This window comes from Bacterioplanoides pacificum (genome assembly GCF_042648445.1).
Lineage (GTDB): Bacteria > Pseudomonadota > Gammaproteobacteria > Pseudomonadales > Oceanobacteraceae > Bacterioplanoides > Bacterioplanoides pacificum.
Genome location: NZ_JBHRYB010000015.1, coordinates 91,883 through 106,688, shown reverse-complemented (window position 1 = coordinate 106,688; position 14,806 = coordinate 91,883). Strand labels below are relative to the sequence as shown.

Genomic DNA, 14,806 nt, shown 5'->3' with positions numbered 1-14,806 from the left:
CGACCTCCTAAACCGTTCCGAAACTGTTGGCCAGCGTTCCCATAATCAACGCCCAGCCATCAATTAACACAAACAACATAATTTTAAACGGCAGTGAAATAATAATCGGTGACAGCATCATCATCCCCATCGCCATCAGAATACTGGCGACCACCAGGTCGATAATCAGGAAAGGAATAAAGATCAGGAAACCAATCTGAAATGCGGTTTTCAGTTCGCTGGTAATAAATGCCGGAATAAGAATATGAATTGGTGTTTCATCCGGGCTGGCGATGTTCTTTTCACCACTGATACGGATAAACAGATTCAGATCTGTTTCTCGGGTTTGTGCCAGCATAAACTCATGTAAAGGCTTCACCGCCCGTTCCGCCGCTTCCAGCGGAGTGATCTGTTCGGCCAGATAGGGCTGAACCGCATCAACATTAATAATACGGAACACCGGCATCATAATAAACAGCGTCAGAAATAACGACAGTCCTAACAGAATCTGGTTAGAAGGCGTTTGTTGTAAGCCCAGTGCCTGACGCAAAATCGCCATGACCACAATAATCCGGGTAAACGAAGTCATCATGATCAGCAACGACGGCAATACCGTCAGCACCGTCATGATTGCCAGCACCTGAATGGTTATGCTGTATTCACCGCCAGAATCATTGGCTTCGTATATCAGGGCAGGAATTCCCAGATACGATTTCTGAGGCTCACCCTCGGCAGCAAACGCCGGTACAGACAGGCATAAAAGAACGATAGCAACAAGCCGGATAACAACCGATTTATTCATGAGCGAATCGCTTTTTTTAACAGCTCAGAAAAAGCCATTTTGTGGTTATCGTTTTCCTCCGTCAGCGGTGTCTCCAGCTCGGTCAGGCAGGTAATCTGCTGCGGTGTGATACCAACAACTAATTGCTTATCCCCCACCTGTATCACCGCAATTTTTTCTTTTATGCCCAGCGGTAATACGCCAAGTGTTTTAAGCTGAGCACTGCCAGCATGCCCCTGAAATGCGCGGGTTTTTCCCGCCAGCCAGGCCAGCAATACAATCAGACCAACAATCAATAGTAAAAACACAATCACCTTGGTTGCCGAGGCCATTGGGTCAATGGCCAGTGTATTCGCCTGATCACTTTCAGCCGCCCGTACCACCAGCGGCATTAAAAAAAAGCCCGCTTTAACGCAGGCGCTGAATACGTTCACTCTGGCTCACCACATCCGTCAGGCGGATACCAAATTTATCATTGACCATAACCACCTCACCGTGGGCGATCAGAGTCCCGTTAACCATCACATCCAGTGGTTCACCGGCCAGCCGGTCAAGCTCGACCACCGATCCCTGATTCAGTTGCAGCAGGTTGCGGATCGGAATCTGAGTCGACCCCACCTCCATAGAAATCCGCACCGGGATATCCAGAATGACATCCAGTTCAGGACCATCGGCGTCAATTTCTTTCCGCAAAGAACGGTCATCCTGCAACGGGTCTAGTGCCATTCTCTGAACGTCATCAGCTTCTTCGGCATCGTCACCGCCTTCACCGGCTTCCGCCATCGCGGCCGCCCAGTCATCTTCTGCATTATCGCCATCACCGGATTCTTCCATCGCCGCGGCCCATTCATCTGCCAGCGCCTGATCACCAGATGCCTCTTCCATACCGTCAGCAACACTGTCCGCCAGCGCATCGGCATCGGACGCCGGTGTGGTATTCGGTTCTTCGGGCGTTTGGTCCGGGTTATTTTCATCACTCATAAACTGTCTCCATCAACGCCGTCTGTGACTCACCTGATCGATAATTTTTACCGCCAGGTTTTCATTTGATATCCCCATTTTTCCGCGAAAAACAGGAATACCATTCGCTTCTAATACAAATTCTTCCGGCATATCGACCGGGATAATATCGCCGGCCTGCAGCTCTGCCACTTCGCGTAAAGTAATCTGACGATCCACTAACGTGCCATGCACCGGCACCCGCGCATCCATAATGTCGTCGCGCAAAGATTGGGTCCAGCGTTCATCAATATCATCAATATCACTTTGTACACCAGCATCCAGTACTTCCCGGATCGGCTCAATCATGGAATAAGGAATGGTAACGTGGAAATCCCCACCGCCACCGTCGAGTTCAATATGAAACGTACTGACCACCACCACTTCGCTGGGGCTGACAATATTCGCCATCGCCGGATTCACTTCTGAGCCGACGTATTCAAACTCCACCGGCAATACCGGTTGCCAGGCTTCTATCATGTCGTTAAATATCTGGCTCAGTACCAGCTGTACCACACGTACTTCGGTAGGAGTAAATTCACGGCCTTCAATTTTGGCGTGACGACCATCACCGCCAAAAAAGTTATCCACCAGTTTAAAAACCAGTTTGGCATCCATGATAAATAAAGCTGTGCCTCGCAGCGGGCGCATTTTCACCAGATTCAGACTGGTTGGTACGTACAGGGTATGTACGTATTCACCAAACTTCATAATCTGAACCCCACCGGATGCCACGTCGGCACTGCGTCGCAAAAAATTAAACATACTGATACGGGTATAGCGGGCAAATCGTTCGTTGATCATTTCCAGCGTTGGCATACGGCCACGCACAATGCGGTCGTTGCTGGTCAGGTCATACGATTTGACACCCGCTTCATCAATATCCTCTTCCGGTTCGATATCACCATCATCGACCCCGTGAAGAAGCGCATCAATTTCATCCTGCGACAGTAAATCTTGCACGCATCAATTCCTACTGCATTACAAAGTTAGTAAATAACACGGCTTCAACACCTTCGCTGCCGGCTTCCCGCTGCATTGCACCGTCCAGATGCTGCTGCAGTTTCTTCTGCAGTGCCACACGACCTTCTGCCGTGCGTAACTGATCAAATTCCTGCTCACCGATAATGCGGATAACATCATTGCGAATCATCGGCTCATGCAATGTCAGGGCATCAACTATTTCCTGTTTGCGGGTCATCACTTCGATGCTGACCTGCAGAAAACGTTGCCTTGGCCCCACCTGAAAACTCACAACAAATTCCGGTTTAAGCACTACGTATTGCGCCGGACCTTCCGGTTCTTCGGCCACAGATTCTTCGGCAACGGTTTCGCTGGTCTCACTGTCGGCATCACCAGCGCTGAGAAAAAACCAGGTAGCGCCAACAGCGATGGCAACCAGCAATAACACACCAACGATGATCAGAATCAGCTTTTTTTTGCCTCCGCCAGCGCCACCGGCTTCTTCGGTTGCACCATCCAGTTTTAAGTCCTGCTCTGCAGCCATGACACTTTTCTCCCGTCTTACGTCAAATTAGCAATAGCCGTGCCAGCGTTTTTCGTCAAAAAAACGACAAAGCCGCGGATTTCGTTGCATTTAGTTTAGAAGATTCTGCAATAAGCGCTGGGGAGTCAGAGGAATTTTATGAATATTTGAGAGCCACCGGACAGTGGCTCTGCGGGGTCAGTACGAACGGATATACAGCCGCTAACCCGACCGCTCAGGCATAGGCATCCAATAACGACCGGGATTCCTGAGCCGGACTGACAGTTTCACCGGCCGATTCACCGGCAGCCAGCACCGCGGCTTCCGCCGCCGGGTTATCGTCAGTTCCCTGACCATCCCCCTGTGACTGACCCTCCTGGTTAGTCTGCTGCTGACTGACGTCAAAGCCGGCTAACTCCAGTCCTTGCTCAGCCAGCGCTTCGCGCAGGCGCTGAGCATTGGCTTCAAGAACATCGCGCACTTGTGGATTCTGCGCTTGTACCTGAACACTGGCCTGATCCTGGTTCACCTGCAGCTTAATCTCCAGCGATCCTAACTCCGGCGGATCCAGATGTATTTCTGCCTGCTGCACATTGTCTGCCACCATCGTCAGAATACGGCTGCCCATCGCAGGTGCCCAGCGCTCTTTGTCACGGCCAAACTCCAGCCGCTCTTTGTTGTCTGTTAACTGTTGTTGCTGCTCAAGTTGTTCGGCTTCCGCTTCCGTTACCAATACCGAATCCCCCAGCACCGTTGCTTCTGTCTGGGCAGCAGGAGGCTGAACAGCCACTGACACGACCGCTGGCTGCGTATCTGTCATTGCTGCCGGAGACGGCGTTGCCGTTCTGAGCGGCTCATTCACACTTTGGTTGTCAGCTTTAATCCGGGTTACCTGTCGACCCTGTGCATCCGCATCAGCACCTTCGTTCAGGAGTTCAGCTTCTGCCGCAGTCTCATCCCCGGCCACGCCGTCCGCCAGTGCTTTCCCGGCGCCTGGTACCACGCCCGGTACCACACCTTTCACTAACGCAGCCTTGTCAGCGGTTGCAACTGCCGGTGACTGAGTAGTAGCGGCTGATGTCAGCGGTCTGACAGCAGCGCCCACCGGGACAGCAGCCCCGGACAGAGTTAACACAGTCGCGCCATCATCCGCTTGCTGAGATTCGGGAATCGCTTCCATGCCAGGAAGTTCAGCCGCCAGACGTTTGCTCGCACTGGTTGCTTCACGGATCCCGGCTAACAAACCAGCTGGCTGTAATGCCGTGAAATCGATCGCCGTTTGTTGCGGCAACGGTTGTCCTTCCGGCGGCAAAGATTCGACCGTTTGGTCACTGGCTGTTAACGCCGTTGTCAGACCATCCAGCAACGACGAAAAATCACTGTCAGCCGCGTCACCAGCGGCAGACAGAGGAGTTTGTAACGTAGAAAAAGAAGGTAACAGACTGAATAAGCCCTGACTGACATCGGTCGGGTTCATGCCGCTCTCCATTAATATAAAATGACCTGAAGAGTAATCAGCAACAGTCGGGCCAGTTTCAGAGGGATAATTGAGATTGCAGGAAGTTTTTAACCCAGCGGTATTCACCGACTATCTGATCCAGCGTTTGCTCCAGCCCATCCAGCTGCTCGTCACGGCCAGCCTGCTCCAGTTGCCGGCAAAGTTCCGTTAACGTCACTGCACTGATATTACTGCTGGCACCTTTAAAGCTATGCGCTAATTCCCGCAACTCAGCAGCATCAGCGGCTGTTAACGCTTGTTGTAACTGCGGTAAACGTCGGTCGGAATCTTCGATATAGACCTGGATCAGGTCATCAAATTCATCTTCCATAACATCTTTCAGCATTTCGAAGGATTCGAGATCAAAATGATCTGCTGCAGATTCCATCAATGGGTCCTCTTATCAGGGCTGACTGGCCAGCGTATCACGGCTTCCACAATATTGCCTTTGCCAAGATAATTCAACGATTCACACACCTGACTGATCAACGGAATCCCACGTCCGGAATACGGGTTTTTCTGCCCCTGAATACCGCCATAATCAAATCCTGTACCGCTGTCTTCAATGCGAATTGTCAGAGCACCGGAACGGCCATCTCCCTGGTGACTGAGCGTAATATGGATATGGCCCTGCTGTAACGCCTGCAGTTGTTTTTCGCGCTCCCGATAATACTGCACAAAACCATCCGCGCTGTTTTTCAGAGACGAGTCCAGCCCTAAAACACCGTGCTCAAAGGAGTTGGAGAACAGTTCAGCCATCACGGTATACAACTGCCCCCCCATCGCCCGCAGACCCGGAACTTCCATCATAATATGAATCATCAGTGGTAGTGGATTGAAGTTTTTCAGGGTATCCGGGCCTAAGCGGTATTCCATTTCCCAATCAATGGGCCCGGATAACGGGCCGGAGTCCAGATGCATGTCCAGATCGGTACGGATACTGTCCTGCAGCATCCGGACTTCAATCAATGTCGTATCGTCGTCACGTTCACTACCGGCGGTAAATTGCGCCAGCTGTTGCTGAATCTGTTCAAATACGTCCAGCTCGGCATGGGCATGATCAAAAATATGACGCAGCCGCTGTTCACCGAACATTTCACCGTTCTGGTTACGAGCTTCAAGAATTCCATCCGACCACAAAAATAACCGGTCTCCCTCGGCCATCGGGAATTCCGTCAGATCGTCATTAAATTGTTCATTACTGAGCACCCCGAGAGGCAAATAGCGTGATGTCAGTGTTTCCACTTTGCCGTTATTACGTAACAAATAACAGTCCGGCACACCGCCCATCCAGACACTGGCATTTTTACGTTCAATATTCAGATCCACCACGACTGCACAACAAAAAAAACCCACCGGCAATATGCCTTTTAACTTCAGGTTAATTTCGCGCAGAATTTCACGGATGGCAAAACCCTTGGCTGTCATGCCATAAAAAATTTCTGCCAGAGGCATAGCCCCGATCGCCGCCGGCAAACCATGCCCGGTAAAATCCCCCAGCAATACATGCATTCCACCAGCGGGTTTTTTGGCAGCCAGCAATACATCACCGTTAAAAACCGACAAAGGTGACAACATATAACGAATATTATCAGCCGACAGACAACCATCGTGCGCTACGTTGTCGAACACCGCTTTGGCAACCTGCTGTTCATGCATCAGGTGTTCATTATTACTGGCTATCATATCGCGCTGATGCTGCAGCGTCTGATGCATCTGGCGCATGCGCGAAAAAGAGCTGATCTTAGCCTGAAGAATGGTGGGGTTATACGGTTTACTGAGAAAGTCATCGCCACCGCTGCCAAGACAGTCGGCCAGGCTTTGAGCATCGGTTAATGAGGTAAGAAAAATAATCGGGACAAAATCTTCACCGGCATTGGCTTTAATATGGCGGGTTGCCTCCTTGCCATTCATTTCCGGCATCATGACATCCATCAGGATCAGATCCGGACGAAAGCTGCTGTAGCCCTCAATTGCTTCAACACCGTTAGCAACCTCATACACTTCATGTCCCTGGTTGCGAACGATGCGAGACAGCACCATACGATCTATCTGATTATCATCGGCGATCAGTATTCTGATGGCATCCATACACCTGTATTCCGGCTACTGGATTTTAAACAACTGTTCGAAATTGGAAATCGTCAGTATTTTCCTAACATCCTGATTGCAGTTAACGATGGTCACATCCGCACTGTCACCGCCCGCGTGATCACGCAGCAGCAGTAACATCCCCAGCGCAGAGCTATCGAGATAAGACGTGCCACCCATATCCACGGTGTAGCAGTTCACCTGTGAAGACACCCCCTCATAAGCATCACGAAATTCCTGATGTGCACTGAAATCAAAGCGACCATCAATTTTAATAGTCAGTTCGCGCCCATTCCCTGCGAGAGAAGCCTGAACCGTCATCGGTTACCTCCAGCAAATATTTTTGTTCCTTTTATTTTTAGCACAAAGCTGGCGATTGTCATGCTTGTTGCGCGGCTTCGAGCATCCGGCCAGCAATTTTCGGCAGTGCAATCAGGTGATCGACTGCACCAGCCTCACTGGCAGCTCCGGGCATTCCCCAGACCACGCTGGTTGCTTCATCCTGAGCAATCGTCAGCGCTCCGCTATCATGCATCCGTTTCATGGCCTCTGCACCATCCCGTCCCATTCCAGTCAGCATAACTGCAACTATTTTCTTAGCTGAGACAACATCCGCAAAGGCATCGAACATGACGTCAACCGACGGCTTATGACGATTCACCCGTTCAGCGTCGCTCAGCTGACAAACAATGCGGTGCTGCTCTCGCCGGAAGGTCAGGTGGCGATTGCCTTTGGCGATGATGACCCGGCCGGCACACACTTCCAGGCCATCCCGGGCTTCCAGCACTTCCATCGGCAATGCTGCGTCCAGCCGCATCGCAAACGAGGCACTGAACACTTCCGGAATATGCTGGGTGATCACAATCGGCGGACAGTTGGCAGGGACTTCATTTAATACTTCACGGATGGCTTCGGTGCCACCGGTCGAGGCGCCGATACAAATCAGTTTGTGGTACTCGGCTGCGGAAGTCTGACGCACCCGGGGGATAGTATTGCCGGTGTACGGTCTGACCCGGGCACGGGCCGCCATCAGAACTTTTTCTTTCAGGTTTGCAGCAAACTGCGAAAACTCTTCTTCACTCCGCGCCCTGGGCTTTTCCAGAAAGTCCACGGCACCGATTTCCAGTGCCTCAAGGGTTTCCGGCGCACCACTTTCCGTCAGTGTTGATACCATCACCACTGGCATAGGACGCAAGCGCATCAGATTCAGTAAAAACTGCAGACCGTTCATACGAGGCATCTCAACATCCAGCGTCAGTACATCCGGATTGAGACGTTTGATTTTGTCGCGGGCTATATACGGATCAGCCGCCATCCCCACAACTTCAATTTCATCGCTGGCTGAAAAAACATCGGCCAGCATGTTACGAATCAGTGCCGAATCATCAACAATCAGCACCCTGATTTTATCTGTCATGTCATCTCTCAGAACAGGTCGATACTACCTGCCGCTGCTGCGGGTGGTTGTTCCACAGTTTTCTGATATTCCGTTTCACGTTTCACCAGGGTGTCGTTATTCAGCTGTTTAATACGGCGAACTTTTACACAACCGGTATCCGGAAAATACAGTACCTTACGGGCAAAAATATCACCAACATCTGCTGCCGTCACTTTCAGACCTTCATTAGCCAGATAGTTATAGGCAAACAGAATATTGCGCTGACCAATGTCCGTCATCGACGCAATCATCTGGCCACCACCAAACAATTTGACCTCAAGATTTTCGCGTTTTCCACCACGCTTAAGAATTTCATTAATCAGGTATTCCATCGCCCAGTTACCATAACGCGACGCATGTGTTAACGGATTTGAACCCCAGATATCCGACGAGAACTCCCCCTGAGCCGGCAGCATAAAATGATTCATACCACCAATCCCACGGACCTTATCGCGAATGCACGCTGCAATGCAGGACCCCAGCACCGTCACCACCATTTCACCGTGGGTAGACACGTAGAATTCACCGGGCAGAATCTTGGCAGCCCAGACATTGTGTACCGAATCCCAATAACGATTAACGTACTCAAAACCGGCACTCGCCGGCGGCTGTACAGATCTGGGGGTGCTCAGATTACTCATTGAATTTTCCGGTAAATGGTATTACCCAGACTTTCAAACCGCTGTGAAATACCGTTCAGGTTTTCCGAATGACCAATAAACAAATGACCACCAACCGGCAACATCTCAGCATAACGATCAAACAGAGTTTTCTGAGTATCTTTGTTAAAATAAATCACCACATTGCGGCAGAAAATAATGTCGAACGGCCCTTTCATCGGCCAGCTCTCAAGCAGGTTCAGACGCTTAAAGGTGACCAACTGGCGCAACTCTTCCTTGATCTGAACCGAACGCCCGTCACCACTGCGGCGGAAAAAACGTTTCATTAGCTGAGGGTCGATACTATCGGTGTGTTCAGCCGGATAAATACCAGCTTTACCGGTGGCCACAACATTAGAATCCAGATCGGTTGCCAGCAATTTAATATCCCAGTCTGGCGAAAAACCACACTGTTTCAGTGTCATCGCAATAGAATAGACCTCCTGGCCAATAGAACAGCCGGCAGACCAGATACGCAGCCGCTTACTGTGCTGATTAGCGGATTTAAGAGCGGGAAATAATTCGTCCTGCAGATAACTGAAATGATGCGCCTCGCGAAAAAACGACGTCAGATTAGTCGTCAGCGCATTAATAAACTCTGAAGCTTCGGTATCATGATGCTGCTGCAGATAATTCAGATAAGCATCAAACGTGGTTATTTTCAGCGCCCGCAGACGACGGGCAATGCGGCTGTACACCATATCACGCTTATGTTGCGCCAGTACGATGCCGCTGTATTCCATCGCCAGAGAGGAGATGCGCTCAAAATCAGCCTGAGTCATAGTAAACTCGCGTTCATCCGCTGCCATGGTTGTTTCCGCACCCACCGCCGTCAGAATTCCTGCCACTCGTCATCATCATCTTCACTGAACGAGATTCCGCCCTGTGAGCTGGCGGCCGGTACCGCTGCCAAACCGGCAGGCTTATTAGCCACCGCTGCCGGAGCAGCCGGAGCTGGTGCCGTCAGGCCTTCAATGTTGAAAAACTCCATCATCTGCATCATCGACTGTGCCTGTTCCGCCATAGCTTCACCGGCTGCCGATGCCTGTTCAACCAGTGCCGCATTCTGCTGCGTCATTTCATCCATCTGGGCCACCGCACTGTTCACCTGTTCGATGCCTGACGATTGTTCACGCGCTGCGATACTGATCTCACCAATCATATCCGACACCCGATCCACCGACTGAATAATATCGTTCAGTGTTTTACCGGATTCATTCACCAACGCCGTTCCGGCATCCACTTTATCGACACTGTCGCGAATCAGGTCCTTAATTTCCCGTGCTGCGCCGGCAGAGCGTTGCGCCAGATTGCGCACTTCACCGGCTACTACAGCAAAGCCCCGTCCCTGTTCGCCGGCCCGGGCCGCTTCCACCGCGGCATTCAGAGCCAGCAGGTTTGTCTGGAAAGCAATCTCATCGATTACACCGATGATATCGGCAATTTTTTTACTGGCCTGGTTAATATCTTCCATCGCATTAACCGCCTTACTCACCACTTCACCACCCGACTGAGCTTTATTTTTTGCCGAATTAGCCAGCTCATTGGCGTGAATTGAGTTATCGCCGGTTTGTTTTACCGCACTGGTCATTTCTTCCATACTGGAAGCGGTTTCTTCCAGACTCGAAGCCTGGGACTCTGTGCGTCTACTCAGATCAGCATTGCCCTGCGCAATTTCACTGGCGCCGGTAGAAACGGTCGCGGCAGCCTCGCGGATACGGGTAATGATTTCAGTCAGACGCTCTACCGTACTGTTGGCATCCTGTTTCAGCTTATCAAATGCACCTTCATATTCAGCATCAATGGTGCGGTTAAGGTTGCCGTGCGCCAGGGCATCAAATACCCGGATAGTGTCTGACACCACACTGTCAGCGATCCCCAATAATTTGTTCAGCCCCTCGGCCAGATTCAGGAAGAAGCCATGTTTATCACTCAGATCAATACGCTTAGACAAATCCCCGAGCGCAGCCGCTTCAACAATGCAATCAATTTCGCGTTCTGCCGATACTTCATCAGTACGGTCTTTCCACTCAACGATCGTACCAATACGTTCGTTATTATCATTAAAAATAGGATTGGCAATCAGTCCGAACGTACGGCCACCCACGTTAATTTCGGTGCGGTATTCATCCGCCAGTGCGGCCAGCATCTGGCGCTGATGAGCTGGTTTTTTGTGAAAGACGTCAATATTCTTTCCCACCAGTTCACTGGCATCAAAACCGGGGATATCACGGCGGATATCGGCCTCCGCATTCTGCATCATTTCCAGCACAGCGCTATTCATATACACAATGTGCAGATCATTATCGGCAATCATGGCATTGGTCGATACCACGTCCAGCGCCTGTTTTACCCGGGCATTGTCATTAGCGATCAGTTTAGCGGCATTCTCTTCTGCCAGTTTTTGAGTGATATCCTGCCATTCAATCACAGTCCCCAAACGCTCCCCCTGGATATTGGCCCAGGGGGAGGCGATCAGTGAAAACGTTAAACTCCCGACCTTGATCTGAGTGCTCAGCGGATCATTCAGAGCCGCAATCATTGAACGCTGGTGTTCCGGTTTTTTATGAAATTGATCGACACTGCTGCCAATCAGCTCATTAACACGAAATTCAGGAAACACTTCCCGTATCTGTTGCTCCCGCTCCGACAACACTCTCTGCAGCTGATCATTCATGTAAACAATGACCATATCGGTATCCGCCAGCATGACATTGGTCTGACAGATTTTCAGCGCGTTAGCGATATTACTGTTACTGCGATTAACTAATTCTGCCTCCTTCTGTTCAGTAATATCGTAGGCACACTTGATGACTTTATAGGGGCGACCGGCCTCATCCAGAACCGGGTTATAAGATGCCTGAATCCAGACATCTTTTTCATTCTTTCCAAGTCGTTTGAATTCACCGCTGAAAAAATTACCACGATTCAGCTCATTCCAGAATTCCAGGTATTCGGCACTGGCAGCATATCCGGGCTCAACAAACATGCGGTGATGTTGCCCCTGAATTTCATGCAGATGATAGCCCATTACAGCAAGAAAATTGGCGTTAGCTGTGATAATAGTGCCGTCCATATTGAACTCAATCATAGCCTGACTTTTATCCAGAGCGGCAGTCTGGGCACGCAGCTCTTTAATTAAGGCTGCATCTTTTTCAGCCTGTTCACCAGAAAAAAGTGTTTTGAATATACTCATAGCCAAGCCCTTCAGGTTCTTGCTGCCCGGTAAATTCCGGTATAAATCACATTATTTTTACTGTTCGGTTAAACAGCTTTCGAGTTCCTGAGCTTCAAATTTCAGAAGCTTTTCGACATCCAGAAGGATAATCATCTTTTCATTAATCGTAGCCAGACCACGTATAAACACTGAGTTTTTATCTTCACTGAGTTCCGGTGGGCGGCGTGCTTCCTGATCAGAAATCGCATAAACATCCGAAACGGCGTCGACAACAATTCCCATAACACGCTCACCTTTTTCCGACTGATATTTAAGAATAATAACAACAGTCACCGGGCTGTATTCGACCACATCCAAGCCAAATCGGGAGCGCAAATCCATTATTGGTACAATGGTTCCGCGTAAATTGATCACCCCTTTGATATACGCGGGCGCATTCGGTATCAGTGTTGATTCTTCCCAGCCACGGATTTCCTGAACGGCCAGAATATCGACGCCATATTCTTCCCCTGCCATGATGAAGGTCAGGTACTGTTGTTCGGCATCACTATTAGTGATGACCTGATCATTTGTTATTTCCATAATTTCAGGCTGCCTTCCCGGAGTTATTGCTGCTACCTGGAGTATCATATCCCCGGCCAATGCTTGATATATCGATGATCAGCGCGACGGTGCCATCACCAAGAATTGTTGCTCCGGAAATTCCGTCAACACGCTGATAGTTTTGTTCCAGGCTTTTAATTACAACCTGTTGCTGACCTAATAAATCATCAACAACCAGTCCGATTTTTTCGTTATCACTTTCAACCACCACCAGCATCTGTTCATCACAGTCTTCTGCTGAGCGCTCCAGGCTGAAAACTTCATCCAGTCTGATAATCGGAATGTACTCATCACGCAACTGCATCACCTGACGGCTGCCCGTGATGTTATTAATAAACTTCTTATCCAGCTGAATAGATTCCACAATGGAAACCAGTGGGAAGATATACGTTTCATCTGCTACTTTGACCAGCTGCCCGTCCAGAATCGCCAGTGTCAACGGCAGACGAATTGTAAAAGTCGATCCTTCTCCGGCCACCGAAGTCACATCAATGGTGCCATTCAGCTCATTAATATTCCGGCGTACCACATCCATACCCACACCGCGGCCGGATATATCCGTTACCGCATCGGCGGTAGAAAATCCCGGCAGAAAAATCAGATTGTGAATTTCTTCATTGCTCAGGTTCTGTTGCTCTGACACCAAACCATTCGCGATGGCTTTTTGCAGTATTTTTTCTTCATTAAGCCCGGCACCGTCATCCTTGATTTCAATCACGATATTGCCACCCTGATGAAAAGCATTCAGGGTAATGATGCCGGTTTCAGGCTTACCACTGGCCAGTCGTTGTTCAGTCGTTTCCAGCCCATGATCCAGTGAGTTACGAACCAGATGAACCAGAGGGTCACCGATTTTTTCCATGACCGTTTTGTCCAGTTCAGTATTTTCTCCCAGCATAACCAACTCAACTTTTTTCCCCAGCTGGCCACCAAGGTCACGTACCAGCCGGGGAAATCGGCTGAAAGCAAAACTGATCGGCATCATGCGGATTTTCATCACGCTTTCCTGAAGTTCCCGGGTGTTTTGCTCCAGCTGAGACAATCCTTCCTGCAATTTCGCCAGTTTGCTGATATCAAAATCCTGCCCCAGCTGCCCCAGCATCGACTGCGTAATAACCAGCTCGCCAACCATATTAATCAGGCTATCCACTTTATCGATGGATACCCGGATCGAAGAATTTTCGCTGGCTTTAACCGGTGCCACTTTAGCCATTGCAGGTTTTACCGCTACCTTTTCCGGCGCCAGCGCAGAGGATGGTTGGGCTGCTTCGCTATCTACATCATGTTGTTCTGTGGCTACGGCATCCGCTGCGCTAACGGGTTCCGGTTCATCCTCTGACACTGCGGTTTCAGCAGTATTGCTGTCTGCCGTCAGTGGCTGATAGCTGATGTCACACTCATCTTCAACCCATTCAAATACCGGAGCGATTTCGTCCACCGGAATGTTACGCCGGACATACAGCTCCCAGGATAAATAACAGGCCTCAGGGTTGAGGCTGGTAAAATCCGGCAGTTTGTCGAAGCAGGGAATAATTTCCAGAGCATCAGCACCAACAATATCGCGCAGCTCACGAAACATCCGGAAGGGATCATTACCGGTACGTAAGATATCGTTATCCGGCCGGAAGCAGATTTTCCAGCCTGCTGCTGAGCCTTCTCCGGGCGTATCGTCAGCAACGTCCTCTGCGTCTGTCTGTTCTGCAGCTTTCAGAATTTTTTCAAATTCCAGCTGTAGCTCATGTGCCCGGGACAGCTCAGCTTCTTCACCTTGTTGCAGACTGGATAACATTGAACGTAAGCAATCCACCGACAGTAAAAACAAATCGACGTGCTGCTGTTCTATCGCCCGCTGACCGGAGCGAATTTCATCAAGCAGTGTTTCCACCACATGCGTAAAATCTGAGATCTGCATAAAACCAAAGGTGCCGGCCCCGCCTTTAATCGAGTGGGCCGCACGAAAGATGGTATTAACCATTTCACCGTCGACTGCTGCCGGATCCAGTTCCAGCAGCTGGCTTTCCATAACGTCCAGGCCTTCAAAACTTTCTTCGAAGAACACCTGGTGGAATTGTGAAAGGTCAACACTCATAACAA

At 50.1% G+C, this 14,806-nt stretch carries 15 protein-coding genes; all 15 read right to left on the bottom strand.

Annotated features, from left to right (window positions below):
* Positions 1 to 7: 7 nt before the first annotated feature.
* Positions 8 to 781: a flagellar type III secretion system pore protein FliP gene (fliP, locus tag ACFOMG_RS15410; protein ID WP_376867929.1), complete on the bottom strand. Its 774-nt coding sequence runs from the start codon at positions 779 to 781 to the stop codon at positions 8 to 10.
* A complete protein-coding gene (gene fliO / locus ACFOMG_RS15405; protein ID WP_376867927.1) occupies positions 778 to 1,194 on the bottom strand; it encodes a flagellar biosynthetic protein FliO in 417 nt (138 codons plus the stop codon). The genes fliP and fliO overlap by 4 nt, the downstream gene beginning before the upstream one ends.
* Positions 1,169 to 1,741: a flagellar motor switch protein FliN gene (fliN, locus tag ACFOMG_RS15400; protein ID WP_376867926.1), complete on the bottom strand. Its 573-nt coding sequence runs from the start codon at positions 1,739 to 1,741 to the stop codon at positions 1,169 to 1,171. Before fliN ends, fliO begins: the two co-directional genes overlap by 26 nt.
* 12 nt (positions 1,742 to 1,753) lie before the next feature.
* Positions 1,754 to 2,722: a flagellar motor switch protein FliM gene (gene fliM / locus ACFOMG_RS15395; RefSeq protein WP_376867924.1), complete on the bottom strand. Its 969-nt coding sequence runs from the start codon at positions 2,720 to 2,722 to the stop codon at positions 1,754 to 1,756.
* A 10-nt stretch (positions 2,723 to 2,732) separates the two neighbouring features.
* On the bottom strand, positions 2,733 to 3,266 hold the full coding sequence (locus tag ACFOMG_RS15390) for a flagellar basal body-associated FliL family protein (protein WP_376867922.1): 534 nt from the start codon (positions 3,264 to 3,266) through the stop codon (positions 2,733 to 2,735).
* A 214-nt stretch (positions 3,267 to 3,480) separates the two neighbouring features.
* Positions 3,481 to 4,722: a flagellar hook-length control protein FliK gene (locus ACFOMG_RS15385; protein ID WP_376867920.1), complete on the bottom strand. Its 1,242-nt coding sequence runs from the start codon at positions 4,720 to 4,722 to the stop codon at positions 3,481 to 3,483.
* Between the two features lie 58 nt (positions 4,723 to 4,780).
* A complete protein-coding gene (locus tag ACFOMG_RS15380) occupies positions 4,781 to 5,131 on the bottom strand; it encodes an Hpt domain-containing protein (protein ID WP_376867918.1) in 351 nt (116 codons plus the stop codon).
* Positions 5,131 to 6,834 carry an ATP-binding SpoIIE family protein phosphatase gene (locus ACFOMG_RS15375; protein ID WP_376867917.1) on the bottom strand — a complete coding sequence of 568 codons (1,704 nt, stop codon included), beginning with the start codon at positions 6,832 to 6,834 and terminating at the stop codon, positions 5,131 to 5,133. Before ACFOMG_RS15375 ends, ACFOMG_RS15380 begins: the two co-directional genes overlap by 1 nt.
* A 15-nt stretch (positions 6,835 to 6,849) precedes the next feature.
* Complete coding sequence (locus tag ACFOMG_RS15370; RefSeq protein WP_376867915.1) at positions 6,850 to 7,155, bottom strand: STAS domain-containing protein; 306 nt, start codon at positions 7,153 to 7,155, stop codon at positions 6,850 to 6,852.
* Positions 7,156 to 7,213: 58 nt separating this feature from the next.
* Complete coding sequence (locus ACFOMG_RS15365; RefSeq protein WP_376867913.1) at positions 7,214 to 8,251, bottom strand: protein-glutamate methylesterase/protein-glutamine glutaminase; 1,038 nt, start codon at positions 8,249 to 8,251, stop codon at positions 7,214 to 7,216.
* Positions 8,252 to 8,259: 8 nt separating this feature from the next.
* The gene (gene cheD, locus ACFOMG_RS15360; RefSeq protein ID WP_376867911.1) at positions 8,260 to 8,913 is read right to left on the bottom strand and encodes a chemoreceptor glutamine deamidase CheD; all 654 of its coding nucleotides are present in this window, start codon (positions 8,911 to 8,913) and stop codon (positions 8,260 to 8,262) included.
* On the bottom strand, positions 8,910 to 9,740 hold the full coding sequence (locus tag ACFOMG_RS15355) for a CheR family methyltransferase (RefSeq protein ID WP_376867909.1): 831 nt from the start codon (positions 9,738 to 9,740) through the stop codon (positions 8,910 to 8,912). The genes cheD and ACFOMG_RS15355 overlap by 4 nt, the downstream gene beginning before the upstream one ends.
* A 23-nt stretch (positions 9,741 to 9,763) precedes the next feature.
* Positions 9,764 to 12,127, bottom strand: coding sequence for a methyl-accepting chemotaxis protein (locus ACFOMG_RS15350; RefSeq protein WP_376867907.1), 2,364 nt, complete (start codon positions 12,125 to 12,127; stop codon positions 9,764 to 9,766).
* Between the two features lie 57 nt (positions 12,128 to 12,184).
* Positions 12,185 to 12,739 (bottom strand): chemotaxis protein CheW, encoded by a 555-nt coding sequence (locus tag ACFOMG_RS15345; RefSeq protein ID WP_376867906.1) that lies wholly within the window; start codon positions 12,737 to 12,739, stop codon positions 12,185 to 12,187.
* On the bottom strand, positions 12,696 to 14,801 hold the full coding sequence (locus ACFOMG_RS15340) for a chemotaxis protein CheA (RefSeq protein WP_376867904.1): 2,106 nt from the start codon (positions 14,799 to 14,801) through the stop codon (positions 12,696 to 12,698). Before ACFOMG_RS15340 ends, ACFOMG_RS15345 begins: the two co-directional genes overlap by 44 nt.
* Positions 14,802 to 14,806: the final 5 nt, after the last annotated feature.